The following is a 26992-nucleotide window of genomic DNA, read 5'->3' on the forward strand; positions in this document are numbered from 1 at the left end:
CAACCGGTCGAGCCGGACTGAATGATAGACTGGATGATTGGTCCATCATTCAAGAAGATGGCAGACCGGTTTTTTGTGAAGACCAAGGAGGAATGGTGAATGAGCCGGCAGGGAGAATGGTTGGCGCTGGCAGTGGAAGAAGCTTGGAATTTGTCGTTAACCGCCCGTCAGCAGGAGCAATTTGAGCGATATGGACGTCAGTTATTGGAATGGAACGAGAAGATGAATCTGACGGCAATCACGGCGGAAGAAGAGGTGTTTGTTAAACACTTTTTTGACTCTCTCACACTCATCAGCGCCCTGCCGATGGATCGGGTACAATCTCTGGTAGATGTGGGGACAGGAGCAGGTTTTCCCGGGATTCCTCTTAAGATCGTGTTTCCTGATATCAGGCTGATTTTACTGGATTCCCTGCGGAAGCGGGTTCAGTTCTTACAGGAAATGGCGGAATGTTTGGGGTTGAAGGCAGTGGAAGCCGTTCACGGTCGGGCAGAGGAAGTGGCCCGGCAACGTTCCTACCGGGAACAATTCGATGTAGCGACGGCTCGGGCTGTGGCTAAATTGGATGTGCTGGCGGAATACTGCATGCCGTTTGTTCGCAAAGGTGGTTGGTTTGTGGCAATGAAAGGACACGATGTGGAGAATGAGATTCAGGGGGCGGACCATGCGCTGCGAACCCTGGGAGGGGGAGAAAATGTCTCTGTCCTTCCCTTTTCCTTACCGAAGGAGGCGGGGAAGCGTCATCTGATTGTAGTTTCCAAAGAAAGGACCACTCCACGGGCATACCCTCGCAAAGCGGGAACTCCGCAACGAAAACCACTGGGACAATAAAAAAAGCAGCCTCTCCAAACCGGCTGCATCGGGATGTCACCCAGGATCGGGATTGATCCTGGGCTTTTTCGTCACCCCAAATTGTTAATCAAGTTGTGCAAGCCCCGAAGGGCCAATTTCCGTTTTTCCAACTGTTGGTCTTGTGAAGAACCATGGAAGGGTTCCATAAAATCTTCATAGGATTGGCCATAGGGGTCCTCGATATCGATACTGTCCCGTTTCAACCCTTGCTCTTGTGAGGATTGGGTCGTGTTGCGCAAAATATGGCGGGCTGCTTCCTGATTCATAAAAGATTGTTGCCCGTCGCGCTTTGGCGGGGAGGAAGATTCCCGTTCCGGGCGTGTCTCCTCTTTTCTCGCTTGTTTACGGGATAGGGGCCCTGTCTGCTCCCGACCGGACCAATCCTGACCATAACCCGAAGTTGCCGGTAGATCCCGGTTGTTTGAAGTGGTCCGATCCTTTCGTGTAAAGGGGGCTTCTCCAGAGGAACGAAGCGGCCCCTGTGTCCGGGACGGGGTTTCCTTGGGTCGTTGAAACGGCTGATAAACGTTAGAAGGGGGAGAGGGAGAGGAACGTTTACGGTTTTCCCGGTGGTCCTTGCTCGAAGTCTCAACCTCTTCCGCATGGCGACGGTCGGCTTTAGGGACGTCTCCATTTGCTTCCCAAACCATGGATCCGGGAATGTTGGGGCTGGGAGTTTTCTTGGGTTCCTCTTTTTTTTCTTTTTTACGGGCGGACCGTTTCCACCGGCTTTGATCCATCGGGATCACGGATGAAGAAAACGGTTGTCGCCGTTCCTTGGAGACTGGTGGCTCTGCTGTATTCCCCGTTTGTCTCTTCTGGGGCTCCTCCGTTCTGGCGGAGGGAGAGCTCGGCTGAAACCGGGGCTTGGGTGACATCTTTGCCGACGGAGTCTGGGTGGGTCGACTTTCCATCTCTTTGACAGAGGGTTTTCGATATTCACGGGTCATCCGCTTCCGAAAATCCATCTCCCGTTCCCGAAAAATGGGTTTGTCTGTAGAACGCTCCGGTTTTTCTTTTCGTCCCCCCGAAAAAGGACGATACAACAATTTGCGGCGCGCATGTATATGCCGATCCCGCAATGTTTCTTTTAACTGATCACGCTCGCTGTAAGTATAGGAAGTGAATCCATAGCCCGATGTCCTTTCATAATCGGAATCGATCAGTTCATTTTCTTCCTCTAATGAGGCTGACTCTTCGACAGGAGGCAGGGAAGGGGTGGGTCCCGGTTCAAACTCGCGGGTGGGATTGACGGCACTCGGTTCTTCTTGTTCGCTTTGGAAAATGTATACGGAGTGACGAGTGTCCACGTCCAACCGTTCCATGCGAAACGAGAGTGTTCCCGTTTCCCGGTCTTCAACCATAAGAAGCCGATCCGCTTCCACTCCCTCCTGTTCAAGTCCTCCGGGGGAACCGTTCGATGTGCTGCACATCACTGATGCGATGGCGCCAGGATTCAGCTTTAGTATCAGAGCGGTTTTACCCAGGCGGACGGCTTCTTTGGCAGCTTCCAATCCCGCTTGGTCTTTGCTGATCACGATTAGATCGTAGTCTCCGCCCGTTTTTGCCAAGTTGTTCCCCTCCTTCGGTACTGGAGTTGATCCAGCATGAGCCGATCTCCACCGCCCGTCCCTCTCTCAAAAGACAAAAAAAGCGACTCCTCGATGGTCCTCATCTCGGGTAAGATCGCTGCGATGTCTGGATGTTATGAAATCCCCCAGAGGGAATGCTCTGGGGGGTCAACCTATCGTTACTCAGATCCCACTTTATTTCTTTCCGCCGCCTTTTCCGCTGCGGTTTACCCGCTTTTCCGCGGAACTGGGTACACTGAATTCTTCCTGGATGGTGGCGGCCACTTCCTGTTGATTTTTTAATGGGACGGATTTGGATTTGCTTTGCGTAAATTTGCACAACCCGAATGCGTTGGCAAACTGAGCATCGATGCCGTAGTCTTCGGCAAAGATCAACTTGTCTCCGAACCGTTCCCGATAATAAGACTTGAACGGGATGGATGATCCCCCTGTGAGAATGATGTAGGTGATGTCATCGGCAAAATCGAGGCGGTTCCATACTTCGTCCACCAACGCGGTCCCCACTTCTTGAGTACAGCTGGAGACGATTTCGCTGACGTCGTACACTTTACCCTTAAAGCTGATTTCACCCGAGCGGATGACCCGGTTTAAACTCCAGATCGGGTATTCCTTTCCGGTTTTATCAGGATCGACTTCGCGAGAGAATTCCGTCAATCGTTTGGAAAGTAGTTGGTATACATTGATCATCGCATGACGTGACGTGAAGCTTTGCCGTTTGATGATGGTTTCGCCGTGAAGCGTTTCCACATCGGAGGTTCCAAAGCCGAGATCGTTGATGCTCACCTTTTGAATGAACAGATCTTCATTCAAAAGCTGGCCTTCGCGGTCTAGGGCGATATGGAACAAGGTGGCCATCGGTTGACTGATGACATAGAGGTTCTCCCGCTTGATTTCAAATTCAATCCGGCGGTAAGGCATGTTACCCTGTTTTACCTCAAAACTGTGCTTTCCGACCAGACGCCGCTTCAACTCTTCTTTGTAATCAATGTAGCTGTCAGTAGGGAGGGCGACGGAGACAATGGGCTCGCTGCCGCTGATTCCCTGAAGCATCAACCCGGTGCTCACCCGAAACATGATAAGATACTCTTGTTCACGGAACCACGTGGGGCTGAACAAGCGACGTTCATGAGAATCGAAGAGTTCATCGTCGGCAGATTGTTCGATGGCCAATTTGCCAACAAACCACTCCGGATCCCCTTCTTTTTCACGGTACATAATGTTGTGCGGATCATTATTATACGTGATTTCACCGACCCGATTGGGAACTACCATATTGCGGATGAACATCTTCAGAAATTTGTCTCCGTTGCGACTAACCACTTTCGTCCCATAATAGCCTTGGTCATTTCCTATATAGATGGGTGTGCTCATTCTAATGCTCCTCCTCGTTTTTTGTCGAAGGGCGTCTTTTCTCTCAATCTTGATTCTACCAAGGCGGAACGACCAGGGTCAATATAAAGCATCAGGGAATCCAGCCGGAATCCGACGCTCTTCGACAAGTGTTTCAGCAGGGAGGGGTCTATTCGGGGGATAACCTCTCTTTCCATAGAAAAATCGATAAAATTGAATTGAAAACATTTCCGGCACCGTTCATCTTTCGCGGAAATTTGTCAGACATACTAGGGTCTGTCTGGTAATTCAATTTTCCGCAAGAACGAGAGAGGGTCGGTATGGCTGGCGGAGAGCCTTTGCACTCATAGAGCACAAGTCTCGCCTGGGTCACTTCGCTCCCGGTCTCACTATGCGCTTTTTGCAACGAAACGAAGACAGCCATACTGACCCGGGATCTCGCCCTACGGATTGTTCAGACACGCCCTAGTTCATTTTGGGTGTTTGACCCTTAGATTGGAAGGGAAAGCGAGAGCCGCTTGACCTGTCTGGTTATTTCCATAAAATATCCTCCTGATCGGCAAACAAAAAAGGTTCATCCTTCTGACAATATGTCTGATGGGTGTCATGAACCTGTTGACTGAAGCTGAATTCCTTTTTATGTTGGGGAAATCAGTCATGTTTCACGTGGAACATGAATAGGGAAAAGCGGATTTGTAAAACAGTTCCCGATTTCTATATGCAGGTAGTTCCGCTACAATAGAGAATAAGTAAGGGGGAGCTGACCCGTGTCTCATCGTTGCGGTTTATCTAGCGATAAGCACAATCGAAGTTGACGATCCAGCTTCGATCCTTTGTGAGTGATTCAAGGTCGGTGTTGCGACCAAAGGAAACCCTGTGGGTTGCGTTGAAAAGGTCCAGTGGGCCGATCCACCGCAATCATCAGCTTGGCGTTTTCGGATAAGTTCTATTTATCTGCTGCAAAAACCGATATCATTATAAAACAAAGGAGGGAGTGCAGGAAAATGTTCGGCTGACGCCGAGCACATTCCTCCCCACCTATAAGGATGGGGGATCCTGCACGAATGACGGATGAAAGAACCATTCACCCGCCTCTTCGGTATGGCAGAAAGGGAAGAGGGTGATGAGGTGAAACCGTTAAGGGTTGATGATATCCATCCAAGCCCTTATCAGCCGCGTACCATCTTCCTAGATGAACAAATTGACGAGCTCTGCCAATCGATCCGAACCCATGGGGTGATTCAACCGATCGTGGTAAGAAAAAGGGACCACGGATATGAATTAATCGCAGGGGAGAGGCGGTTGCGTGCCGTCAAGAAACTGGGTTTAAAGACCATTCCAGCAATGGTCCGGGATATGAACGATACGGAAGCGGCTTCGGTTTCCCTAATTGAAAATCTGCAACGGGAAGGTTTGACGGCGATTGAAGAGGCGCTGGCTTATCAACGATTATTGGATCTGCATGGTTTAACCCAGGAAAGTTTGGCTCAACGCTTGGGCAAGGGGCAGTCGACGGTAGCCAATAAACTGCGTTTGTTGCATTTGCCTGAAAAAGTGAAGGATGCCTTATTCAAGCGTCAAGTGACTGAGCGGCATGCACGGGCTTTATTAGGATTGAAAGACTCTGAATTACAGCTTAAATTGTTGCGTGAAATTGTGGACAAGGAGCTAAATGTCAAGCAGACGGAAGAGCGTGTACAAAAGTGGATGGAAGAGAAAAAGCGCCCCAAAGCAAAACGAAAGTCCTTTTCTCGGGATGTCAGGATTGCCGTCAATACGATTCGGCAATCCGTGGATATGGTGAAACAATCAGGGCTGCCGGTTTCTGCTGATGAGCAAGAACGGGAAGACTGTTATGAAGTCATTATTCGCATTCCGAAGCGATAACTGACGTTAACAACATTTGAGAAGGAGAAAGAGGTGTGTCAACATCATGGGTCGAGTTGTTGCCATCGCGAATCAAAAAGGTGGAGTGGGAAAGACGACCACATCCATCAACTTGGGTGCCAGTTTGGCCACTCAAGGAAAAAGAGTGTTGATTGTCGATATTGATCCTCAAGGGAATACTACTTCTGGTTTGGGAATTAATAAGGCGGATGTCAAGCAATGCATCTATGATGTCCTGATCAGTGAGACGCCTGTTATGAATGTGATCCTGCCGTCGGGGGTGGAAGGACTGGATCTGATTCCGGCCACCATCGAATTGGCTGGAGCGGAAATCGAACTGGTACAAACACTGTCGAGGGAACATCGCCTGAAGCGTGCCTTGCAGGGTATTCGAGAGCGCTATGATTTTATCCTGATTGATTGTCCTCCTTCCCTGGGTGTGCTGACGGTTAATTCCCTTACTGCGGCCGACTCGGTTTTGATCCCCATTCAGTGTGAGTTTTACGCGTTGGAAGGCTTGGGTCAGCTGCTAAATACGATCCGAATTGTACAGAAACATTTAAATAAGCGGCTGGAAATCGAAGGGGTTCTACTGACGATGTATGATGGCAGGACCAATTTGTCCACGCAAGTGATGGAGGAAGTGAAGAAATATTTCCAGCAAAAAGTGTACAATACTGTTATTCCGCGCAATGTCCGATTGAGTGAGGCCCCCAGTCATGGTGTGCCCATTCTCAACTATGACGCTCGTTCCAAGGGTTCGGAGTGTTATGTGCAATTGGCGAAGGAAGTGATTTATCATGGCGGGTAAAGGGTTGGGGAAGGGATTGGGAGCACTTTTTCCTGATACTGAGGTAAATGAAGGGGATCAGGTACAGGAAGCGGCTGTTGCGGATTTGCGCCCCAATCCTTATCAACCGCGAAAGCACTTTGATCCGGATGCCTTGGCTGAATTGGTGGAATCGATCCGGGAACATGGGATTGTTCAACCCTTGGTGGTACGTAAAAGCATTCGGGGATATGAGATCGTGGCTGGAGAGCGGCGTTTTCGCGCTGCAAAAGACGTGGGGATGGATTCTGTACCAGTAGTGGTACGAGAGTTTTCCGATGAGCAGATGATGGAGATCGCATTGATTGAAAATCTGCAACGGGAAGACTTAAATGCCATCGAAATTGCACAAGCGTATCAAAAGCTGATGGAACGATTCTCCTTGACACAGGAATCATTGGCCAAGCGTGTAGGTAAAAGCCGACCCCATGTGGCCAACTTTTTACGTATACTCCAGCTTCCTCATGAGGTACAGGAACATGTTTCACGTGGAACACTCAGTATGGGCCATGCCCGTGCGTTATTGGGATTAAAAGAAGTGGATACACAAACACGGTTGGCGAAAAAAGTGATTCAAGAGGGTGCCAGCGTACGTCAGCTGGAAGAGTGGGTACAGCAATTACAAACCCAACCGATAAAGAAGAAAAAGAAAGAGAAGTCAGAGACCAATCCCGCCTATAAACGCTATGAAGATCTGCTGCAGGAAGCATTTAGCACACCGGTGCGAATTCGACAAGGTCGGCGCAAAGGGAGAATCGAGATCGAATACTTCTCTCAACGCGAATTGGAACGGTTAATAGAACTTCTCCAAAAAGATCGCATTTTGGAGTAAGGGGGGGAGTGGATGATCTATCTGGACAATGCCGCCTCCAGTTGGCCCAAACCGCCGGAGGTGGCGGAAGCGATGGCGGAATGCGTGAATCGGTTCGGGGCAAACCCCGGACGAGGAGGGCATCGGCTCGCTCGTCAAGCAACGGAAGTGGTAGAGGAGACACGTCAATCCTTGGCGGGCTTTTTCGGAATCCGCGATGCCAGCCACTTGTTTTTTGTCCCCAGTGCTACCTATGCATTGAATCAAGCCATACAAGGAACGCTTCGCCCTGGTGATCACGTGGTCAGTTCAGCATGGGAGCACAATGCCGTGGCACGGCCGCTGGAAGCACTTAGACAAGCGGGTGTGATCGAGGTGACCTGGCTCCCTCCACACGCGTCTCTGGAGGGGAGCCGTGCGTGGCAGGAGGCGATTCTTCCATCTACCCGTCTACTGGTGGCCACACATGCTTCCAATGTAAACGGGGCGATCCATCCGATTGAGGCCATTGGTCAGTTGGCACGAAGTCGTGGAATTCCCCTGTTGGTGGATGTGGCGCAAACGGCCGGGATTTTGCCGATCGACGTGGAGGCGATGGGTATCACCATGTTGGCTTTTCCCGGTCACAAAGGTTTGATGGGCCCCCAAGGAATCGGAGGATTATATGTCAATCCCGATCATCGACTTCATCCGCTTATCCATGGAGGAACCGGAAACCGATCCGAGGAATTGAATCCGCTGCAGGAACGTCCATGGTCATTTGAACCGGGGACACTGAACACGCCCGGTATCGCCGGGTTGCAAGCGGGAATCCGTTTTGTTGAAGAGACTGGGGTGGAGAATATTCACCGGCGGGAGCGTGAGTGGATGGACCGCTTGATCGAAGGGCTTCGAGGTATTTCGGGTATCCGCCTGTTCTGCGCCGATGGAGAATCGCTACCGCTGCTTTCCTTCTCGGTGGATGGGATTGATGCTCAGGAGGTGGCGGTTATCCTGGACCAACATTACGACATCGCGGTTCGATCGGGATACCACTGTGCTGCTATGGCTCATCGCTCCTTGAAAACAGAAAATGAGGGAGGGACCGTTCGTGTCAGCCCTGGTTTTTTTAACACAGAAAACGATGTGGATTCATTGGTGAAGGCGGTAACAGAGGTGGTTCACGCTTTTCAACCATGAGGAAGAGACGATGATTTGGTTTTATTGGGTACGCTGGTAATTGGATTGGCAATCGCGTCCGGAGCCTTTCAGGGCTCTTTTTTATCCGGTTTGCGCGAGGATGTAAGAGATACCGTTATGCGAGGAATTAGCCTGGTAGTGGTTCTTATTGGTTTGACGACGGCGCTTAAGACTGACAATATCCTTTTTATACTGATCGCCATTCTTGTTGGTTCGGTGATGGGTAGCCAATTGGGAGTGGAGAGGGGGTTAAATCGTTTGGGGAAATGGGCGGAACGGAGATTTGGGGGTAACCGTTCATTTTCCACTGGATTTGCAACCCGCAACATTGGTTTATTGTGTAGGGCCGATGGCTGGTGTTGTATCAAGGAGCGATTGCGCTGACGGCAGGTTGGATTACTCACTGATCGGGCCGAAACTTTTGGAACCCCTGGTTTTACAGGTAACCGCGGTAGGTGGAATCCTGATTGTAGCCATTGGGTTAAAACTATTGAAAGGTATCACGATCCGAGTGGGTGATATGCTACCGGCTCTGCCTGCAGCTGCTGTTGTTGTGTGGTTTCAGATGATGTGGTTGGCATGATCCCATATCCGATAGATTAGGGCCTGTCTGGTCATTCATTTTTCCATGAGAAAAAGGGAGGGTTGGTACGGCTTTTGGTTCGCCTTTGCACTCACAGAGCACAAGTCTCGCCTGGGTCACTTCGTTCCCGGTCTTGCTATGCGCTTTTTGCAACGAAACGAAGACAGTCATACCAATCTCGCCCCATGAATGGTTCAGACACGCCCTAGGACTGAATCATCATTGGGTTAGATGGAGAGGAATCACCCGCTATCGAGGTAATATTTCAGGAGAGGAAGTTTCAGGTGGAAAATTGGCGGCAATGGTTGGAGATATACTGGTTGGAAGTGCTGTCGGGGCTGCTGGTGACGCAATTGTTGGTATTGATCTGGTGCGTTGTGGCAACCATTCGACTGGGACGTCACAAACAAACGCTGAAAAAGTTAATTGAACCGGTACAGGATCAAACCTTAAAAAAGATTTTGGCATCGAAATCGGTGGATGAAGAGGAATTGTTGGGTTATCTGTACCATCTGGATGAGTCCACCCGTCGGTTAAAGGGAAAAGTGGGACTGGTTCGTTATAATGCGATTGGGGAGCGGGCATCGGATATGAGTTTTTCCATGGCGTTCCTGGATGAACGCAGTGATGGTGTCGTCATCAGCAGTTTGTTCAGTCATCATGGTCAATCCTATATCTATGCCAAGCCGGTGGAAAACGGATCATCCACATACCGGTTGTCCAAAGAAGAGGAGCAAGCGATCCAACAGGCGATGGAGTCTTCGGTGGAAATGCGGGAAACAGCGAAATAGTTGTCAGGATGGTGTTCTGTTTTGCACTGGAGTTTCAGTTATCTTGAAGTAATCCATTTGGAACAAGGATTGCAATCCAAAAACCATCCCCTTACCAGTGTAAAAAGGGGATGGCGGGATTTTGGCGGAAGCGGGTAACAAGGGAAGCCCGTGCTTGTCAAGCTTTGATGCGGATCTAGACACATCAGACCGCGAAATGTTAAAGCACTTGCTGAGAATGGTGGACAGCGACCCGCTGAACGGCATTGGAAATGATCTGTGCCATTTTCATCACAATACTGAGACGGGTGTTTTGAAGGACAAAATATTCCATAAATCCAGCTACATTGACGATACCGGTGATATGCACCTGTCCCACTTCCGGCAGTTGTTTGTTTACCCCGGCACCAGGTTTCAGAGGTCCGTTTCCCACCTGAATCCAGCCCACGCTGGAGAGCTGTCCCAGGCATGCATCGACGGCAATTACCCGGGGATTCTTCAATTCCCGTTTCATTTTGTTCAACGTGGATTGCAGGTTAACGGCATGGACAGGCTCGTCCAGTGTTCCATAGATCCGTAGGAATGGCGGCGCTGATTTTTCTAATTGTGTTCCTACCAACGGTCCCAGGGAGTCGCCGGTGGAACGGTCGGTGCCAACACAGATGCAAGCCAGATCCTGTGTATGAGGATACAATTGGATGACTTGATGCAACCAATCGGCACATCGGTATTCCGCGCTGGGATGCGAAAATTTGATTCTGCCCGGGCTGGAATAAGAGGGAACGGGCTCACGCATAGCAGTCGACCTCCGCAAGAGTTTCGGATCCTTACCAGTATACGGATCCATGTCGGGAAATATACATATAGGGACAACCCGGACAAGGGGGATCCCTATGCGTTTTAGCCTCTGGCATTCTCTTAAGTTAAGCATGACAATTGTGGGAACGACGATTGGTGCCGGATTCGCCTCCGGACGGGAAATATGGGAATTCTTCGGGTCGTATGGGCGAAGCAGCAACTGGAGTATCCTGTTGGCGATGGCTCTTTTTTTTACAGCCAGCCTCGTGATCCTCTTCATCAGCTGGAAGAAACAGACCCGGCACTATTCAGAAGTACTGTCTCATGTAATCGGTTCGCGTATGGCCAAAGGGTTTGATGGCATCGTGATTTTATTTTTGCTTAGCAGCACCTTGGTGATGGTAGCGGGCAGCGGTGCCACCTTTCAGCAATGGGGCGGCTCTTTTGCCTGGGGTGTGTGGACGATGGTTGTAGCGGTTGTTTTTATTCTTTTGTTTGATCTGAAAGGCCTTTTGTCTATGAATGCGATCCTGATTCCGGTGATGACAGCTGTGCTGATCCTGGTCTGTGTACAATTTTTGAGCAATCACAACTGGATCGACCCTACCGGATCCCCCTCTTTTTCCACCATGCCGGCTTGGCCGTCCGCCATCACCTATGCCGCTTTTAATATGATGTCCTTGCTGGCTGTACTGTCCACTCTAGGCAAACAGGTTCGACATGGGATGGAGATCTGGTTGGCGGGGATTATCAGCTCGTCCGCCCTCGGACTCATCGCCGCTCTGTATAATTATTCATTGCTGCGAGTGGAGGATTTAGTCTCTCAGTATGAGATTCCTTTGTTCGCATTGATGCGGAGTTATTCACCGTTATGGGTGATGGCCATCTCTTTCATTTTGTGGCTGGCGATCTACACCACCGCCGTAAGCAATATCCATGGATTGGCATTTCGCCTTTCCACCATGTTTCCCCTGCCGCGTTGGTTGATTGGCGGGGGAATCCTGGTATTGCTCGTTCCACTTTCCCGCCTGGGTTTCACCAATCTGGTTACATTCCTTTATCCCTTATATGGCGTGTTGAACTTGTTTATCTTAACCATGCTCCTTCTTTATCCCTTGACCCATCGCGAACGGGCTTGATGTTAGGGTCGGGGCGTGAACATGACTATTCAAACAAGATACAATAGACAGGATCGACTTTTTTCATACCGTGGGGAGGGAATATTCACGATTGGTGTACTTCATGCTGCGCTGGATCTTGCGAATGTTTCTGAAAGGGTATCACCGGATTGAAGTAGTTGGGGCAGACCAGCTCCCCCATGACGGACCGTTCATCTTGGTGGGTAATCATATCAGTAATCTGGATCCTTTTTATATCGGGGCCGCCATGCCGGGACGGATTCATTTCATGGCCAAACGGGAATCTTTCTCCCACCCTCTTTCCCGTTGGGTTCTTCACGCTTGTGGTGCTTTTCCTGTAGAGCGCGGGAAACCGGATATGAGAGCGATAAAAACCGCGATCCATCATTTGCGTCACGATCGGATTGTGGGATTGTTTCCGGAAGGGGGACGGCGGGAGGAAGATCCCATGGTAGCGATTAAGGCCGGGGCAGCCTATTTATCCTTGAAAACGCAAACGCCGGTCCTGCCGATTACCATCGAAGGAACGGACCGGGCTCTGCCTCGCAGTGCTTGGTTGATTCGCCCGATTCCCATCCGGATTCGTGTAGGGGAACAGATGGTTCCGGAAAAGGATATGTCCCGAGAAGCTCAGGAACGGCTCAGCCGCCATGTATTGGAATCCTTACGGCTTCTGTCGACGGATGAAAACCGGTAAAATGGGAAAGGAAGGAGACTACAAGTTGGGGAAAAGAAAGGTGGAGGAGAGCGATGGAGCAGAAGAGCTTCCAGCTCGGGGACATTGTGGAGATGAAAAAACCCCACCCTTGTGGCACCAATGCCTGGAAAGTGATCCGAATGGGAATGGATATCCGGATGAAGTGCACCGGTTGTGGACACAGTGTTCTTTTACCGCGTTCCAAATTCGAAAAACGGATGAAAAAGATATTGTCATCGGAGGAGCCGCCGCAATCCTAATAGGGATCTCGGTTAGGGCGTGTCTGAACAATTCGTAGGACGAGCCCGGGTCGGTAAGGAAAGGATCTTTTTATCGGTATGTTTCGGCACCGCCAGGCGGTGCTTTTGTCGTAAACGGGAAGGATAAACGACCCTCACCCTGTCCGCCATGACAGGGAGGGGTGGTTTCGCTATAATGGACGAGGATTATCGGAAATCGGAAATGATGAACCAAAAGAGGAGATGAGCGCATGCCGTTGACTACCGGCATTGTCGGTTTGCCCAATGTGGGCAAATCAACCTTGTTTAATGCGATTACCCGAGCGGGAGCCGAATCGGCAAACTACCCATTTTGCACCATCGATCCCAATGTGGGGGTGGTGGATGTCCCTGATGAGCGGCTGAATCAATTAGCTGCCATCGTCAATCCCCAGCGAGTCATTCCTACTTCTTTTCAATTTACGGATATTGCTGGTCTTGTAAAGGGAGCCAGCAGAGGGGAGGGGCTGGGAAATCAGTTTTTATCCCATATTCGAGAAGTGGATGCCATCATCCATGTCGTCCGTTGTTTTGAGGACGAAAATATCACTCATGTTTCAGGAAAAGTGGATCCCGTCAGCGATATGGAAACAATCAACCTGGAATTGGTGCTGGCCGATTTGGAGACAGTGGAACGCCGGCTGGATCGCTTAAGCCGTCAAAAGAAGAGTGGAGATGCTCAAGCCACAAAGGAGCACGGGATATTAACTCGGTTGCAGAGTCAGTTGGCCGAAGGCCTACCTGCCAGGGGAGTCGATCTTTCCGAAGAAGAGTGGGCAATGATTCGCTCTCTTAACCTGTTGACCATGAAAAAGATGTTGTATGCAGCCAATGTGTCGGAAGAGGATGTGGCAGCCGCTGAGGAGAATCCATTTGTCCGTCAAGTGATGGAACAAGCGGAAAAAGAAGGGGCAGAGGTTGTTACCATCAGCGCACAACTGGAAGCGGAGATCGTAGAGTTGGAAGGCGAGGAACGAGAGCTGTTCCTGGAAGAGTTGGGGTTGGCCTCTTCCGGTTTGGACCGGTTGGTGGCAGCTGCATACCGGCTGCTGGGATTGATCACATACTTTACAGCCGGCGAGAAGGAAGTGCGTGCCTGGACCATCACTGAGGGGACCAAGGCACCGCAGGCAGCCGGGGTGATCCATTCTGATTTTGAACGGGGATTTATCCGGGCTGAAGTCGTATCCTATCAGGATCTTCTGGACGCCGGCTCCATGTCTCAGGCGCGGGAGCGGGGACTCTTGCGTTCTGAAGGGAAGGACTATGTCGTCCGTGATGGGGATATTGTCCATTTTCGGTTTAACGTATAAATTTCTTTGATGTGAATTCTTGTCACAGACATGTACTTTTGGTAGAATATATTATTGTGAATAACGACTATTCACTCCTTGCCCCTGTTTACAGGGGCCGTCAAGTCCAGAAGGAGGTGGAAACATATGCACAAGTATGAGCTGATGTACATCACCCGTCCCGAGTTGGACGAGGAGAAGCTGAACGGCACCCGTGAGAAAGTCCAAGGGCACATCACCCAAAACAAAGGGGAAGTCATTGAGCAGGAGCACTTCGGCAAACGCCGACTGGCTTACCTGGTGAACGACTTGCGGGAAGGTGTTTACACGGTGGCTACCTTCCATGGTGACACGGATACCGTAAACGAGTTGGATCGGCAGCTGAAGCTGAATGATGACGTGATCCGTCACATGATCATCAACATCGATGACAAACCGGAAAAAAAATCCTGACTCCCATCCAAAAGGGACCATCACCAACAGGAGCAGCAACGGGGAGCCCGACAGAAAAGTAGTCGTATGGGTTACGGATCAGAGGGCCTGCGGCCTATAAAGGGGAGGTTGTCCTTCCAGGACTGCTGATTGGAAGGGCTTCATCCAAAAGGAGAGGTTGCCATGTTAAACCGGGTGATTTTGATCGGTCGGCTGACCTGGGATCCGGAGTTGCGATACACTCCCAACGGAGTGGCGGTCGCCAGTTTCCGGTTGGCGGTGGATCGGCCCTTCACCAATCAACAAGGGGAACGGGAAGCGGATTTTATCGATATTGTAGTTTGGCGCCAACAAGCGGAAAATGTGGCCAACTATTTGAAAAAGGGTCGGATGGTGGCAGTGGAAGGGCGTCTGCAAGTACGGAGTTATGAGAATCAGGAAGGCCGCAAGGTGCGTGTGTCCGAAGTGGTGGCGGATAATGTGCGTTTTCTCCCCACATCCGGTGGTTCCGGCGGACCGAGCGGCAATCCGGCTCAAGAAGGAGGAAGCGGCTTTCAAAACGACCGTGGTTCCTCCAACGATCCGTTTGCGGATGATGGAAAGCCAATCGACATCTCCGATGACGATTTGCCCTTCTGAAAACCAAAAGTCGGCTTGTGTCTGATAGGAAGGAGGTTGCCCTTTCAGGACGACAATGGAAGGGGCCTCCGGCCAGGGAAGGAGGTAGTCGCATGGCTCGACGCAGAGGTAATAAACGCCGTAAAGTCTGTTTCTTTACAGTCAACAAAATCGAATATATCGATTATAAAGATGTGGATTTGCTGCGGAAGTTCATCAGCGAGCGTGGGAAAATTCTCCCTCGCCGGGTGACCGGAACTTCCTCCAAATATCAACGGCAATTGACCCGGGCGATCAAACGTGCCCGGCAAATGGCTCTCTTGCCGTATACCACGGACTGAACATGAAAAAGGGGCGTACATCACGTCCCTTTTTTTATCCTCTCCTTTGGGGCGAAGCCCCTTAGATTGTCGTCCTGCTAGGGCATCCTATCCTTTTGGCTGAAGGGGGATGAAGGAGGATTCTTCCTTTGCCGTGTGGAAGATATTTTCCATCACGCTTTCCCCAAAAAGGAGTGCTGACGATGAGCAGGCCGGAGCGAAGCGTACACATTGCCAAAAGCATGAAAGTGATCGAATGGTTGAAAACAGAAATACTGGACCAAATCGCCAACTTATATAAAGGGTTGCATCATGCCAACCGTTCCCTGATCCAAGACAGCTTGGCCAGCTTGGTGGTGGCCACTTATGTTCTTGCCAAACGTGTGGGCTTTTCTTATCGGGAAGTGGATCAAGCGGTTACCCGGAAGTTGCGGGAAGCGGCCCGGGAAAGGCATCAGCTGGAAGATTGGTATGGCGATCTATCCGATCTGGAAGAATATATAAGCAAGAGGTGACTCTGGTTTGTCCCGATTTACGGATATACGTGGCGGACTGATTGCGATCGGTCTATACCTGTTGCTTTTCTTATCCTTGATTACTCCGCTGGGTATCGTTACCCTGTGGTTTCTCCCCCTCCCTTTTTTCTGGTTTGGTGCCAAAAACGGCTGGAAGCCGTCTCTGTTTCCGGTGGCAGTATGCGGAATCCTCTCATCTGCTTTGGGTTTGGCGGCTTTGGGCGGGTTGCTTTTTGCTGCCGGAATCGGTCTCATGATGGGAGAACAGTACCGCAAACCGGGATCCACCGGGACGGATGTGGCCCTGGGTGGTTGGGTGGCCACCTGGGTGGGGGCATTGGTGTTGCTCCTTCTTGTGACCTGGTGGTGGGATGGAGTCGGACAGGTTCAGTCGTTTTGGCGGGAACAGTGGGAAAGCACCCAACAAATGTTGGAATCCTATGGATTGGGTGCCGCTGGGATGGAAGAGCCTCCTCCATTGTCCCTTATTATTCCCGTAATGTTGTTCATGATTTCGCTTCCCTTTCCGCTGCTTAACTTTGCAGTAGGTAGGCGCTTACTGATACGCCAAGGATTGCCCGGGAAATACTTGCCGCCAATTCGGAAGTGGCGTTTACCCCGACCCTTTTTTTATTTTTACTTTGTTGCCTTATTGCTGTTGCTTTTGTTCGGGTTGGATGGAGGAGCTGTCTCTTTATTTGCGGGGACTGCGGTGACATGGATGTTTTTAATCTTTTTCATCCAGGGGTTGTCGTTCTTCGCTTTTCTTCTTCATCGCTGGAACTGGAAAAGTGGTTGGGTCTTTTTGATTGGAGGGGTCGCCTTTCTCATTCCGCTCCTCTCTGTGGTGGTCCATCTCTTTGGAATCTTGGATACCGGAACGGAGTGGAGAAAGCGTTTGGAGAAGAACGATTGAGGATCCATTCCTGGGGGGCATAGCGAGACCAGGGAACAAAATAGCCGGGACAGCTTGTGCCGGTAACGTACTATTTGTTATAAAGGCGGAAAACTAAGTCGACCACCCCCACAGTGTAAGGGACCCAGAAAGACGTAAGAACAGTGCTCTTTTTAGAAATGAAACTGCCAATGAACCCTTTGACTCATAGACCATCGATAGATGTTGTGGCCAAAAGAAAGAAGGGGTCGCTATGAATCCGGCTGGGCCTGGGGTACAATAGGAACCAGGAAATGAAAAGCATCGGTTTACCGGCTTGAGGGGATGTCATCATGCCGAATTTTATTACAAAACGGTGGCACGGAGCGCACATGGTGTTCGCCATGTGCTTCAGTTTAATTTTAATCGCATTGGTGGCTATCTACCGATGGGAATATGCCATGGTGGCACTGGTGGTTTTTTTCCTGTTGGCCTATGCCCTGGTTCGGGCTGAACAGGAGTTTCGCAAAGATTTTATTCATTATGTTCAAACACTGTCCCAACGGGTCAAAGGAGCAAACCAGGCGGCTTTGGACGGGTTGCCCATCGGAATCCTTCTATATGATCGGGAAAACCATGTAGCCTGGCATAATCCCTTTATCAAAGGCATGACTGCTCGGGAATCGTTGGTGGGCCTTCCTGTATCGGATCTTTTTCCCGCCTTGTCCGAAGGGGAAAGTCCGGAAAAAATGGATGTGGACGACCGGGTTTTTGAAGTGATTCACCAGGCGGAAGAGCGTTTATATTTTTTCCGTGATGTCACCCGGCTGGAGCGGTTGCGGACTCAGTATGAAAGGGAGCAGACTGTAATCGGGTTCCTGCATATGGATAACTTTGATGAGGCCGGCACCGGGTTGGATGACCAGGAACGAACCCTTCTCTTGACCAATGTGAATGCCGCCGTCACACGGTGGGCACAAGAGCATGACATCAGTTTGCGTCGCTTTGACACGGATAAATTTTTTATGGTGATGAAGCGGGGGACATTGGAACGACTGAAGCGTAACCGGTTTGACATTTTGGATGTGGTTCGGGATATGACGCGCCGTAATCAAATCCCCATCACCCTTAGTATCGGGGTGGCCTCGATTGGTGCGGACATGGTGGAACGGACCCATGCTGCGGAAGCCGCTCTGGATATCGCACTGGCTCGGGGCGGGGATCAAGCCGCATTGCAAGAAGGAGAACGGGTGGTCTTTTTCGGGGGGAAGACCAATGCAGTGGAAAAGCGCACCCGGGTACGGGCGCGGGTGATCTCCTATGCTTTGTCCAACCTTATTAAAGACAGCGAACAAGTGATGATCATGGGGCACGACCAGCCGGACATGGATGCCCTTGGTTCCGCCATCGGTGTTTTGAAAGCAGTCGAGTTGGCCAATCGTGAGGGATATATTGTTTTGGGGGAGTCCAACCCTTCCATCGATGGGTTGGTGAAGGCGATGGAAGAGGATGAAGTCATCCGAGAACGGATTTTGAGCCCGGAACGGGCGTTGCAACAGGCGGACGCCCATACGCTTTTGATCCTGGTGGACACTCATAAGCCTTCCATGACGATTGAACCGAAACTGGTGGAAAAGTCGGAGCGGGTAGTGGTGATTGACCACCATCGACGCGGAGAAGAATTTGTTCGTGATCCGGTTCTCGTTTATCTCGAACCCTATGCATCCTCCACGTGTGAGTTGGTGACGGAACTTTTACAGTATCAAGAAGGCCGACTCAATATGGATAAACTAGAAACCACCGCGTTGTTGGCGGGTATTGTTGTGGATACCAAGAGCTTCGCCTTTCGTTCGGGTTCCCGCACGTTTGAGGCGGCATCCTTTTTGCGGCGGCATGGAGCCGATTTGGCTATGGTTCAATCGCTGTTGCAGGAAGATCTGGACCGCTTCGTCAAGCGGGCCGAGATTGTCAAAAACACGGAAGTGGTATACGATAAAATGGCGATTGCCGTGGGCGAGGAGACGGAGATCTATGATCAGCTCGTCATCGCTCAGGCAGCGGATACCCTGCTGAATATGAGGGGGGTGGGCGCATCTTTCGTCATTGGAAAACGGGAGGATGGCAAGGTGGCGATCAGCGCCCGCTCGCAGGGAGAGTTGAACGTTCAGGTGATCATGGAGGAACTGGGGGGCGGTGGGCATCTCACCCATGCTGCCACTCAGTTTGAGGGCATCTCCCTAGGTGAAGCACGAAAACGGCTCCTGGACGTGTTAAAACAGAAGGAAGAAGGGGGCGACGACGAATGAAAGTGATCTTTCAACAAGATGTGAAAGGCCAGGGGAAAAAAGGAGAGCTGAAAGAGGTAGCAGAAGGGTATGCCCGCAATTTCCTTCTTCCCCGGGGATTGGCTGTCGAAGCTTCCGCTGGAAACATCAACGCCCTGAAAGATCAGAAACGACGGGAAGCGGAACAGAAACAGGAACAGTTGGAGAAAGCCCGCCGATTGGCAAGTGAACTGGAGAAGCTGGAGATCACCCTCCACACCAAAGCGGGGGATGGCGGTCGTCTGTTTGGGTCCGTCACTTCGAAACAGATCAGCCAGCACCTCAAACAAGCGCATGGTATCCAAGTGGATAAGAAAAAGATCCAACTGGACGATCCGATCCGTACCTTAGGTGTAACCAACGTTCCGGTTAAGCTCCACCCCAAAGTGACGGCTACGCTCTCTGTCCAAGTGTTGGAGCAATAGGGCGGCCGTTTCGGTGATTTGGGCGCTCCATCCCGGGATGGAGCGCTTTTTTGGTGAGTAGCGTCGTTAAAGGAGAATGCCCTGCCGGACGACAATCTGGGGGGCTTCGCCCAAAGGAGAGGATGCCCTTGTAGGACAATCCCAAGGGCTTTGCCCAAAGGAGAGGAAGTGCCATGAGCGAGTTGTTTGCCGACCGGATGCCCCCTCACAATCAGGAAGCGGAACAGGCCGTGTTGGGTGCCGTCCTGATCGAGCCAAGTGTGCTGGTAAACGTCACCGAGCGCCTTCGGCCCGAGGACTTTTATCGGCAAGCCCACCAGCGTCTGCTTCAGGTTATGATCCAGCTGGCTGAGCAGGGGGAACCGGTTGACTTGGTCACCCTTACGTCCGCTTTGCAGGATCAAAAATTGCTGGAGGAAGTAGGGGGAGTTCCATACCTCACGGAACTGGCCGGTGCCGTTCCCACTGCGGCCAATGTGGACCACTATGCACAGATTGTGGAGGAAAAAGCGATTCTGCGCCGTCTCATCCGGACGGCGACCGAGATCGCCACATCCGGCTACAGCGGGGGGGATGAAGTTTCCCATGTGATCGATCAAGCGGAGAAAAAGATCCTGGACATCTCCCAGCGCCGGATCAGCAAGGGTTTCGTTCCGATCAAGGACGTGCTGATGGAAACCTTTGAACGGATTGAATCCCTTCATTACAACCAGGGGAAACTGACCGGAGTTCCATCTGGATACTCCGACCTGGACCGAATGACATCCGGGTTCCAACCCTCGGATCTCATCATTCTGGCGGCGCGACCCAGTATGGGGAAGACCGCATTTTCACTCAATGTGGCACAAAACGTGGCGGTTCGGGCCAATCAACCGGTAGCCATCTTCAATCTGGAGATGTCCGCGCCTCAGTTGGTACAGCGGATGTTGGCGGCAGAAGGAAATATTGATGCCCAAGTGTTTCGTAACGGACACCTGGGAGATGAAGATTGGGAAAAGCTGACGATGGCGATCAGCACGTTGTCGGAAGCGCCGATTTTCATTGATGATACCCCGGGGATTACGGTGTTCGACATTCGGGCCAAACTGCGTCGCCTCCAGGCTGAGCACGGACTGGGACTGGTACTGATCGATTATCTTCAGTTGATTGAGGGCACCGGCCGCGACAGCCGCCAACAAGAAATCTCCGAGATCTCCCGCTCCTTGAAATTGTTGGCCCGGGAATTGAATGTGCCGGTAATCGCTCTTTCCCAGCTTTCCCGTGCAGTCGAACAGCGTCAGGACAAGCGACCCATGTTGTCCGACCTGAGGGAATCCGGCTCCATTGAACAGGATGCGGATATTGTCTCCTTTTTGTATCGGGATGATTATTACAATGAAGAATCGGAGAAAAAGAATATTATCGAAGTGATCCTGGCCAAGCATCGGAATGGTCCTGTCGGAAAAGTGGAGCTGTTGTTCCTTAAAAACTACAACAAGTTCCTTAGTCTGGACATGAGGCACGGTCAGGAACATGCGCTCTAAAACACGAATGACGCGATCGATATATACTATATCGTTCGTGTTTTTTGTTGACTCGAACGGGAATCCCCGATACACTGGTAAAGGATAGATGAACATGGATCGGGTTGGCGTTTAACAACCGTCGCAAAGGAGAACGCCCCTTCGGGACCACAATGAGAGGGGGCTCCGATCAAAAAAGAGGACGCCCTTCCAGGACGACAATTGGAGGGGGTTGCCCAAAAGGAGGACGAAACGATGTCAACGGTGGTCGTGGTGGGCACCCAATGGGGTGATGAAGGAAAGGGAAAAATCACCGATTACCTTGCAGAAAAAGCGGAAGTGGTTTCTCGTTATCAAGGCGGGAACAACGCGGGGCATACGATTGTGTTCGGGGGGAAGCGCTACAAGCTCCACTTGATTCCCTCGGGGATTTTTTACTCGGAAAAAGTATGCGTACTGGGGAACGGGATGGTACTGCATCCCGAAGCATTGATAGAAGAATTGGCCTATCTTCGGAGCCACGGGGTTTCCACTCAAAACCTGCGCATCTCCGATCGGGCTCATGTCATCATGCCCTATCATATCAAACTGGATATGGCTGAGGAGAGCCGTAAGGGATCCGGTAAGATCGGAACTACCGGCAAGGGTATTGGTCCCGCTTACATGGATAAAGCGGCCCGTACAGGAATCCGGGTGTCCGACCTCCTGGACCGGGAGCGATTTGCGGAAAAACTGAAAAAGAATCTGGAAGATAAAAACCGACTGTTAGAGAAAGTGTATGATACGACGGGCTTTACTTTTGAGGAAATTTACGAGCCTTACCTGGCTTGTGCCGATCAGATACGGCCTTATGTTACAGATACCTCCGTTGTGCTGAACGATGCCATTGATGGGGGACAGCGGGTATTGTTTGAAGGAGCACAGGGAGTGATGCTGGATATCGACCAGGGGACCTATCCCTTTGTCACTTCCTCCAATCCGGTGGCTGGGGGCGTCTGCATCGGTTCCGGAGTGGGCCCCACCAAAATCCATCATGTGATCGGGGTAGCCAAAGCGTATACCACACGGGTGGGGGACGGTCCGTTCCCGACGGAACTATTTGACGAAACGGGTGACCGGATTCGGGATATCGGTCGTGAGTACGGAACCACTACCGGTCGTCCGCGCCGTGTCGGATGGTTTGATAGCGTCGTGGTACGGCATGCCCGCCGTGTGAGCGGGATCACCGGTCTCTCCCTTAACTCCCTGGATGTATTGACCGGACTTCCGAAAGTGAAAATCTGTACGGCCTATCAATATCGGGGGCGGGTAATGGAGAATTATCCCGCCAGTCTGGATGTATTGGCGGAATGTCAACCAGTCTATGAGGAATTACCGGGTTGGACCGAGGATATCACCGGCGCTCGCAGTCTTTCGGACCTTCCCCTGGCAGCCCAGCACTACGTGGAGCGAATCACTCACTTGACGGGGATTCCCTTGACGCTGTTCTCGGTAGGTCCGGGACGTGAGCAGACCATCCAGGTTCGTCCGGTTTACGCATGAATGGATTAAAATTAGGGTCTGTCTGGTAATTCAATTTTCCGCAAGAACGAGAGAGGGTTGGTATGGCTACGGAGAGCCTTTGCACTCACAGAGCACAAGTCTCGCCAGGGTCACTGTTGTTCCCTGGTCTCGCTATGCGCTTTTTGCAACGAAACGAAGACAGCCATACCGACCCGGGATCTCGCCCTACGGATTGTTCAGACACGCCCTAGTATCGGCAGCAGGAATACCGGCAGAAGTGCAACTTTCACTTCTGCCGGTTTTTTGTTGGTGGCCATCTTTTTTATAGTTAATGAAGGAGTCCGATGGCTCATTAGGCAACCCCTTCCTTTTGGAGGATAATAAGCACCTCTATACCTAGGCTGAAGGATATATTTTTGTGTATAAGATGTCGACCCCTGTCGAATTTCCAGTCGTTTGCATTTAATAAATCTCTTATTTTTATAATCATAATAAATAAATAAAACCAAATCCCCTTATTATGCCATATTTCTCGGGGGAATCTTGACCCATTTCTAAAAATCACTAAAATCAAAGCGTCATTTCCTGATATTGTTTATCCAGTGAAAAGCGTGGTACGATTGTTTCCGGTCAAAAACGAAATAAATGATTGAGGGGAGAAGGAACGTTGCGAATTTTTTCGACGGTGATGGTTTTCCTGATGTTGTTTGCTGCCGTCATCCCTGGAGTCGCCTTTGCGGATGAACCGCAGACTTCGGAGGAAGTGACGGAAGAAACAGTTGTGAACCAAGAAGAAATGGAAACTGGACAGGAATCACAGCAGCAACCGGTTGAACCAGTGGTGGAACCGGAAGCAGATCCTCAGGATGATGCTGTGGAACAAAGAGAAGAAACTCCTCCAGCCACTGATGAAGATCAAGTTGAAGAAGAAGCTGGATTGACGGAAGAAGTCGATCAGTTGGAAGATATCGACAAAAGCGAAGAAGAAGTTCAGGAGATTCTGGATGAAGTAAACGCAGGCTTGAAACTGGAAGCCGGTGTGAATGTAGAGAAAAACAGTGCAACCGTAACGGCAAAGATGAATCACACCACCGAGCATGAGCTGACTGACGGTACGTTCACCTTTGATCTGGCTGGAAAAGCCCCGAGCAAGTTCAAAGAAAAAGAGACGGAGGCACAAGCGGTATTCAATAATTTGGAAGATGGCGAACATCAAGTTACCATCAAATATTCGGTACATGTGATGATCGATGGGCAACCTCATTCCGTTGCGCAAGAAAAAAACCTGACTTTTACCGTGGACGAAGACTGGGTGGAAGCGGATATTGAAGTTTACCACTACTATGATTCTGAATATAACTACTTGGTATTGGATGCCGATCTGCCCGACTATATAAAAGCGAACGGAACCTGGACTTTCCAGGTGGATGGTCAAAAACAGACTGTCAACACCAAACGTGAACCATATGCAGAAGCAGGATTTGAACTGTCCGATCCGAAGCCGGGTCAACGCTACGAAGCGGTGATCACATTTGAGGGCGAGGCAGACAAGGAGAAGGTGAAAGGCTCCACCACTTACGCCTTTACCCTGATCGATGCGAGTCTGGACTTAAACTGTACCGACAAAGGCCTGCATGTGACCGCTTCTCTAAATGGTGCCGACTCCGCTGAGGGTGAGTGGTGGCTGGGTCTTTGGAACTGGGATAAAGAAGATCACGTAGCGGAGCAGGAGTCCGACTGGAAAAAAGGAACCACCTACTCCCACACCTTTGACAAAAGCTATCTGGTTCCCGGATACTATGATCTGGACGTTTATTTTTACGGATTTGTTAATGGCGAAGAGGTAGGAGCAGATGCTATTTATGAGTTTGAGGTAGATAAAGACGATCCCTGTTCCGCCGGTGCTGTCGGCCCGAAGCCGGGCAACGGCGGTCAAAAACCGGATGATGGCAAAATCGTCACTCCGGAACAGCCGAAGCAAACCGCTGGAGAAATAAAACAGGGGGCAACGATGCCGAAAACGGCAACCGAGTACCCCTTGGGAATGCTGATCGGCACAGTGGTTGCGCTTCTGGGCGCAGGCCTGTACCTGAATCGTCGCCGGACGCTGCTTCAATAACAGAGGATAAAACGAAAAACCAGCCATCCCATGATCCGTTGGGTGGCTGGTTTTTCATTTCGGAAAAATCCATTTTCAGGTAAAATTCCGCGTTTTTAACGATACCACCCTTTAGGGTCGCAGGATCCCGCGCTACGGATTGTTCAGATACTCCCTAAGCGGGAAGCTCACGGCTTTAACCGTACGGAGTCCGTCACTTATGATAGGTTTCTCCCCGGTTAATTTTAAAGGAGCGATACACTTGTTCCAGCAGGATCATTCGCATCAATTGGTGGGGAAAGGTCATCTTGGAAAAGGACAGGGTATAATCCGCCCGCTGCAGCACTTTTTTGGACAGGCCGTGAGATCCCCCAATAACAAAAGCGATGCGGCTCTTTCCGTAAGTGGCCAGCTGTTCCAGATGATTGGCCAAGGTTTCCGAAGAAAGGGCGACTCCTTGGATGGCGAGTGCGATGGTGTAAGTGTCGGGAGTAAGATGCCGTAAGATTCGCTCCCCCTCCTTATGAATCACTTGCTGGATTTCCGCTTCACCCATGGGTTCCTGCCCCTTTTCTTCCGCGACCTCCGTCACCTCCACCTTGGCATACGGTGTGAGCCGTTCCAGGTAGTGGTCGACTCCCGTCTGTAAAAAACGCTCCTTCAGTTTTCCGACGGCAATCACTTGGATACGCATGCCCTGCCTCCTTCTCCCTGATTCACGCCGAGGCTGCTGTCAGATGATAAACCGGCGTGCCGCCACATTGGCGGCAACGGATCCTTTCCGGTGTTTTTGTCTGGTCCACATTCGTGCTTGGTTCGATTTCCGGTGCCAGCTGGTATCGGTCGACAAAATCATCGATCACCAGTTCGACATGTTCTTCACAAGCATACCATGAAACGACATTCGTCATCATGGTTTCTCCTTTCTTTTTGGCTGGAATGGAAACCCCGCCGGGTTACCGGCGGGGCTGTTTGATTACCGTTGCTTTTGCAGCGTGATTGTGGTGGTCTGTTTTTCTCCGTTGCGGTAGAAGGTGACTTCCATCTGATCCCCGATACTTTTCTTCTTCCAGAGATAGGACCGTAGTTCGGATCCGTTACGGATCCTGGTGTTATCCAGTTGAACGATCACATCCAAGGATTCCAGGCCGCCCCGGGCTGACGGAGAACCGGATTGAACGTCAGTGATAACAACGCCATCCATCACCTCATCCGGTAGATTGAGTCGTTGATCACGGGCTTGCTGGGAGATGGTTTCCACGTCCCGCAGGCTGACGCCCATAAACGCGCGGCGCACTTCACCGTGTTGGATCAGGTCGTTGATGATGGGTTTGGCGTCATTGGACGGGATGGCAAAACCAAGGCCTTCGATCCCCTGTTGGGCGATTTTCAAACTGTTGATACCGATCACTTGTCCGGCGGTGTTGATGAGAGCGCCTCCGCTGTTACCGGGGTTGATAGCCGCATCGGTCTGGATGACATCCATGTCCAATGTGGGTGATACGGAAATGGTTCGGTGAGGGGAACTGATCACTCCGGCTGTCACGGATTGGGAAAATTCTAATCCGAGGGGGTTCCCGATCGCGATGGCGGGTTCGCCGGCTTTCACCTTGTCGGAATTACCGAACTCGGCGACGGCTTGCACATGTTGGTCATCCATTTCCAGTACTGCCAAGTCGGTTGCTTTGTCGGCTCCCAACACCTTGGCTTCTACCGGCTTTCCACCGTTTTCATCGGGGATGACCACTCCAACCTGAGTGGCACCTTCAATCACATGTTGATTGGTGACGACTTTGGCTCTTCCGTCTTTCTTCTCAAAAATCACACCGGATCCGGTTCCCCGTTCCACGGGCTCCCGACCGAAAGGATCGTCAGATGCTTGTAGATTGACTACTCCTACCACTGCGGGTCGGGCTTTTTCCACGGCTTTCGTAATGTTTGTTTGGACATCGACACTGACCTGCTCTTCTGTCCCGTCCCCTTCGGCCAATGGTCGGTTTTGGCCGATGAAAAACTGAGGGGGCAGAATTCCGGCCTGGATCAGGGCCGGAGAGATGGTCAAAACCAACAATCCACCGATGACGGCGGAGATGAGAGCGATCAAAAACATCCCTAGGTATCGGCGTACGCGGTCTGTATTGTCGTAATAACCCACGGTCCCACGCCTCCTCTTTATTTCCTTCAACGTGGTGTTGCTCTTTCAGTATGCGGCTCGGTTAACCATATTATACTATTTCCCATACATCCCACAAGAGAAGTGTGCCATCGTTCAACCATTTGTGAAAAGTGTGGTTCGATCCCCAGTCCAGCCTGTTTGTCACTGT

28 protein-coding genes are annotated in these 26992 nt (G+C 51.0%); 22 read left to right on the forward strand and 6 right to left on the reverse strand.

Annotated elements, in window-relative coordinates:
- The first annotated feature begins 99 nt into the window (after nt 1-99).
- The gene (gene rsmG / locus JOE21_RS06620; protein ID WP_309863980.1) at nt 100-831 is read left to right on the forward strand and encodes a 16S rRNA (guanine(527)-N(7))-methyltransferase RsmG; all 732 of its coding nucleotides are present in this window, start codon (nt 100-102) and stop codon (nt 829-831) included.
- A gap of 71 nt (nt 832-902) precedes the next feature.
- Here rsmG and JOE21_RS06625 read toward each other — a convergent pair whose 3' ends face one another.
- Both JOE21_RS06625 and JOE21_RS06630 read right to left on the reverse strand, forming a co-directional pair.
- Nucleotides 903-2423 (reverse strand): hypothetical protein, encoded by a 1521-nt coding sequence (locus tag JOE21_RS06625; protein WP_309863982.1) that lies wholly within the window; start codon nt 2421-2423, stop codon nt 903-905.
- Between the two features lie 195 nt (nt 2424-2618).
- Nucleotides 2619-3815, reverse strand: a complete 1197-nt coding sequence (locus JOE21_RS06630; RefSeq protein ID WP_309863983.1) for a ParM/StbA family protein — start codon at nt 3813-3815, stop codon at nt 2619-2621.
- Nucleotides 3816-4865: 1050 nt separating this feature from the next.
- Between JOE21_RS06630 and noc the strand changes: the two genes are divergently transcribed.
- The 7 genes from noc (at nt 4866) to JOE21_RS06660 (ending at nt 9874) form a co-directional block, all read left to right on the forward strand.
- Nucleotides 4866-5681, forward strand: a complete 816-nt coding sequence (gene noc, locus JOE21_RS06635) for a nucleoid occlusion protein (protein ID WP_309863985.1) — start codon at nt 4866-4868, stop codon at nt 5679-5681.
- A gap of 46 nt (nt 5682-5727) precedes the next feature.
- Nucleotides 5728-6492, forward strand: a complete 765-nt coding sequence (locus JOE21_RS06640) for a ParA family protein (protein ID WP_309863989.1) — start codon at nt 5728-5730, stop codon at nt 6490-6492.
- Nucleotides 6482-7342, forward strand: coding sequence for a ParB/RepB/Spo0J family partition protein (locus tag JOE21_RS06645; protein WP_309863992.1), 861 nt, complete (start codon nt 6482-6484; stop codon nt 7340-7342). Before JOE21_RS06640 ends, JOE21_RS06645 begins: the two co-directional genes overlap by 11 nt.
- Nucleotides 7343-7354: 12 nt before the next feature.
- Complete coding sequence (locus JOE21_RS06650) at nt 7355-8500, forward strand: aminotransferase class V-fold PLP-dependent enzyme (protein WP_309863994.1); 1146 nt, start codon at nt 7355-7357, stop codon at nt 8498-8500.
- A gap of 45 nt (nt 8501-8545) precedes the next feature.
- On the forward strand, nt 8546-8884 hold the full coding sequence (locus JOE21_RS17775) for a DUF554 family protein (RefSeq protein WP_374709339.1): 339 nt from the start codon (nt 8546-8548) through the stop codon (nt 8882-8884).
- A complete protein-coding gene (locus JOE21_RS06655; RefSeq protein ID WP_309863996.1) occupies nt 8784-9083 on the forward strand; it encodes a DUF554 family protein in 300 nt (99 codons plus the stop codon). The genes JOE21_RS17775 and JOE21_RS06655 overlap by 101 nt, the downstream gene beginning before the upstream one ends.
- Nucleotides 9084-9367: 284 nt before the next feature.
- Nucleotides 9368-9874 (forward strand): DUF4446 family protein, encoded by a 507-nt coding sequence (locus JOE21_RS06660; RefSeq protein WP_309863998.1) that lies wholly within the window; start codon nt 9368-9370, stop codon nt 9872-9874.
- A 199-nt stretch (nt 9875-10073) separates the two neighbouring features.
- Here the strand turns inward: JOE21_RS06660 and yyaC are convergent, their stop codons facing one another.
- Nucleotides 10074-10649, reverse strand: a complete 576-nt coding sequence (yyaC, locus tag JOE21_RS06665) for a spore protease YyaC (RefSeq protein WP_309864000.1) — start codon at nt 10647-10649, stop codon at nt 10074-10076.
- 97 nt (nt 10650-10746) lie between these two features.
- Between yyaC and JOE21_RS06670 the strand changes: the two genes are divergently transcribed.
- The 14 genes from JOE21_RS06670 to JOE21_RS06735 all read left to right on the forward strand — a co-directional run bounded on the left by JOE21_RS06670 (nt 10747) and on the right by JOE21_RS06735 (nt 24689).
- Nucleotides 10747-11790, forward strand: a complete 1044-nt coding sequence (locus tag JOE21_RS06670) for a YkvI family membrane protein (protein WP_309864002.1) — start codon at nt 10747-10749, stop codon at nt 11788-11790.
- 94 nt (nt 11791-11884) lie between these two features.
- Nucleotides 11885-12487: a lysophospholipid acyltransferase family protein gene (locus JOE21_RS06675; RefSeq protein WP_309864948.1), complete on the forward strand. Its 603-nt coding sequence runs from the start codon at nt 11885-11887 to the stop codon at nt 12485-12487.
- A 53-nt stretch (nt 12488-12540) separates the two neighbouring features.
- Nucleotides 12541-12747: a DUF951 domain-containing protein gene (locus tag JOE21_RS06680; RefSeq protein WP_309864003.1), complete on the forward strand. Its 207-nt coding sequence runs from the start codon at nt 12541-12543 to the stop codon at nt 12745-12747.
- 230 nt (nt 12748-12977) lie between these two features.
- A complete protein-coding gene (ychF, locus tag JOE21_RS06685; protein ID WP_309864005.1) occupies nt 12978-14078 on the forward strand; it encodes a redox-regulated ATPase YchF in 1101 nt (366 codons plus the stop codon).
- A 126-nt stretch (nt 14079-14204) separates the two neighbouring features.
- On the forward strand, nt 14205-14510 hold the full coding sequence (gene rpsF / locus JOE21_RS06690; RefSeq protein WP_309864008.1) for a 30S ribosomal protein S6: 306 nt from the start codon (nt 14205-14207) through the stop codon (nt 14508-14510).
- 162 nt (nt 14511-14672) lie between these two features.
- Entirely contained in the window at nt 14673-15128 is a 456-nt protein-coding gene (ssb, locus tag JOE21_RS06695; protein ID WP_309864012.1) for a single-stranded DNA-binding protein, read from the forward strand.
- A gap of 92 nt (nt 15129-15220) precedes the next feature.
- Nucleotides 15221-15448 (forward strand): 30S ribosomal protein S18, encoded by a 228-nt coding sequence (gene rpsR, locus JOE21_RS06700; protein WP_009710555.1) that lies wholly within the window; start codon nt 15221-15223, stop codon nt 15446-15448.
- A 182-nt stretch (nt 15449-15630) separates the two neighbouring features.
- Nucleotides 15631-15942: a MazG-like family protein gene (locus tag JOE21_RS06705; protein ID WP_309864023.1), complete on the forward strand. Its 312-nt coding sequence runs from the start codon at nt 15631-15633 to the stop codon at nt 15940-15942.
- A gap of 7 nt (nt 15943-15949) precedes the next feature.
- The gene (locus JOE21_RS06710) at nt 15950-16858 is read left to right on the forward strand and encodes a DUF2232 domain-containing protein (protein ID WP_309864026.1); all 909 of its coding nucleotides are present in this window, start codon (nt 15950-15952) and stop codon (nt 16856-16858) included.
- A gap of 311 nt (nt 16859-17169) precedes the next feature.
- Nucleotides 17170-19122, forward strand: coding sequence for a DHH family phosphoesterase (locus JOE21_RS06715; protein WP_309864029.1), 1953 nt, complete (start codon nt 17170-17172; stop codon nt 19120-19122).
- Entirely contained in the window at nt 19119-19565 is a 447-nt protein-coding gene (gene rplI / locus JOE21_RS06720; protein ID WP_309864031.1) for a 50S ribosomal protein L9, read from the forward strand. The genes JOE21_RS06715 and rplI overlap by 4 nt, the downstream gene beginning before the upstream one ends.
- A 173-nt stretch (nt 19566-19738) precedes the next feature.
- Nucleotides 19739-21088, forward strand: coding sequence for a replicative DNA helicase (gene dnaB, locus JOE21_RS06725; protein ID WP_309864033.1), 1350 nt, complete (start codon nt 19739-19741; stop codon nt 21086-21088).
- A 234-nt stretch (nt 21089-21322) separates the two neighbouring features.
- Nucleotides 21323-22609 (forward strand): adenylosuccinate synthase, encoded by a 1287-nt coding sequence (locus tag JOE21_RS06730; protein ID WP_309864035.1) that lies wholly within the window; start codon nt 21323-21325, stop codon nt 22607-22609.
- Between the two features lie 628 nt (nt 22610-23237).
- Nucleotides 23238-24689: a hypothetical protein gene (locus tag JOE21_RS06735; protein WP_309864037.1), complete on the forward strand. Its 1452-nt coding sequence runs from the start codon at nt 23238-23240 to the stop codon at nt 24687-24689.
- 193 nt (nt 24690-24882) lie between these two features.
- On the opposite strand, the gene rlmH is transcribed toward JOE21_RS06735, so the two are convergent.
- The 3 genes from rlmH to JOE21_RS06750 form a co-directional block, all read right to left on the reverse strand.
- Nucleotides 24883-25362: a 23S rRNA (pseudouridine(1915)-N(3))-methyltransferase RlmH gene (gene rlmH, locus JOE21_RS06740; RefSeq protein WP_309864040.1), complete on the reverse strand. Its 480-nt coding sequence runs from the start codon at nt 25360-25362 to the stop codon at nt 24883-24885.
- 22 nt (nt 25363-25384) lie between these two features.
- Nucleotides 25385-25579, reverse strand: coding sequence for a CxxH/CxxC protein (locus JOE21_RS06745; protein WP_309864043.1), 195 nt, complete (start codon nt 25577-25579; stop codon nt 25385-25387).
- Between the two features lie 65 nt (nt 25580-25644).
- Nucleotides 25645-26823 (reverse strand): S1C family serine protease, encoded by a 1179-nt coding sequence (locus tag JOE21_RS06750; protein WP_309864044.1) that lies wholly within the window; start codon nt 26821-26823, stop codon nt 25645-25647.
- Nucleotides 26824-26992: the final 169 nt, after the last annotated feature.

It is taken from the genome of Desmospora profundinema (assembly GCF_031454155.1).
Lineage (GTDB): Bacteria > Bacillota > Bacilli > Thermoactinomycetales > DSM-45169 > Desmospora > Desmospora profundinema.

Coding starts and splice junctions, on each gene's coding strand:
- rsmG (WP_309863980.1), top strand. CDS start 100: ATGAGCCGGCAGGGAGAATGGTTGGCGCTGGCAGTGGAAGAAGCTTGG.
- JOE21_RS06630 (WP_309863983.1), bottom strand. CDS start 3,815: ATGAGCACACCCATCTATATAGGAAATGACCAAGGCTATTATGGGACG.
- noc (WP_309863985.1), top strand. CDS start 4,866: ATGAAAGAACCATTCACCCGCCTCTTCGGTATGGCAGAAAGGGAAGAG.
- JOE21_RS06640 (WP_309863989.1), top strand. CDS start 5,728: ATGGGTCGAGTTGTTGCCATCGCGAATCAAAAAGGTGGAGTGGGAAAG.
- JOE21_RS06645 (WP_309863992.1), top strand. CDS start 6,482: ATGGCGGGTAAAGGGTTGGGGAAGGGATTGGGAGCACTTTTTCCTGAT.
- JOE21_RS06650 (WP_309863994.1), top strand. CDS start 7,355: ATGATCTATCTGGACAATGCCGCCTCCAGTTGGCCCAAACCGCCGGAG.
- yyaC (WP_309864000.1), bottom strand. CDS start 10,649: ATGCGTGAGCCCGTTCCCTCTTATTCCAGCCCGGGCAGAATCAAATTT.
- JOE21_RS06670 (WP_309864002.1), top strand. CDS start 10,747: ATGCGTTTTAGCCTCTGGCATTCTCTTAAGTTAAGCATGACAATTGTG.
- JOE21_RS06680 (WP_309864003.1), top strand. CDS start 12,541: ATGGAGCAGAAGAGCTTCCAGCTCGGGGACATTGTGGAGATGAAAAAA.
- ychF (WP_309864005.1), top strand. CDS start 12,978: ATGCCGTTGACTACCGGCATTGTCGGTTTGCCCAATGTGGGCAAATCA.
- rpsF (WP_309864008.1), top strand. CDS start 14,205: ATGCACAAGTATGAGCTGATGTACATCACCCGTCCCGAGTTGGACGAG.
- ssb (WP_309864012.1), top strand. CDS start 14,673: ATGTTAAACCGGGTGATTTTGATCGGTCGGCTGACCTGGGATCCGGAG.
- rpsR (WP_009710555.1), top strand. CDS start 15,221: ATGGCTCGACGCAGAGGTAATAAACGCCGTAAAGTCTGTTTCTTTACA.
- JOE21_RS06705 (WP_309864023.1), top strand. CDS start 15,631: ATGAGCAGGCCGGAGCGAAGCGTACACATTGCCAAAAGCATGAAAGTG.
- JOE21_RS06715 (WP_309864029.1), top strand. CDS start 17,170: ATGCCGAATTTTATTACAAAACGGTGGCACGGAGCGCACATGGTGTTC.
- rplI (WP_309864031.1), top strand. CDS start 19,119: ATGAAAGTGATCTTTCAACAAGATGTGAAAGGCCAGGGGAAAAAAGGA.
- dnaB (WP_309864033.1), top strand. CDS start 19,739: ATGAGCGAGTTGTTTGCCGACCGGATGCCCCCTCACAATCAGGAAGCG.
- JOE21_RS06730 (WP_309864035.1), top strand. CDS start 21,323: ATGTCAACGGTGGTCGTGGTGGGCACCCAATGGGGTGATGAAGGAAAG.
- rlmH (WP_309864040.1), bottom strand. CDS start 25,362: ATGCGTATCCAAGTGATTGCCGTCGGAAAACTGAAGGAGCGTTTTTTA.
- JOE21_RS06745 (WP_309864043.1), bottom strand. CDS start 25,579: ATGACGAATGTCGTTTCATGGTATGCTTGTGAAGAACATGTCGAACTG.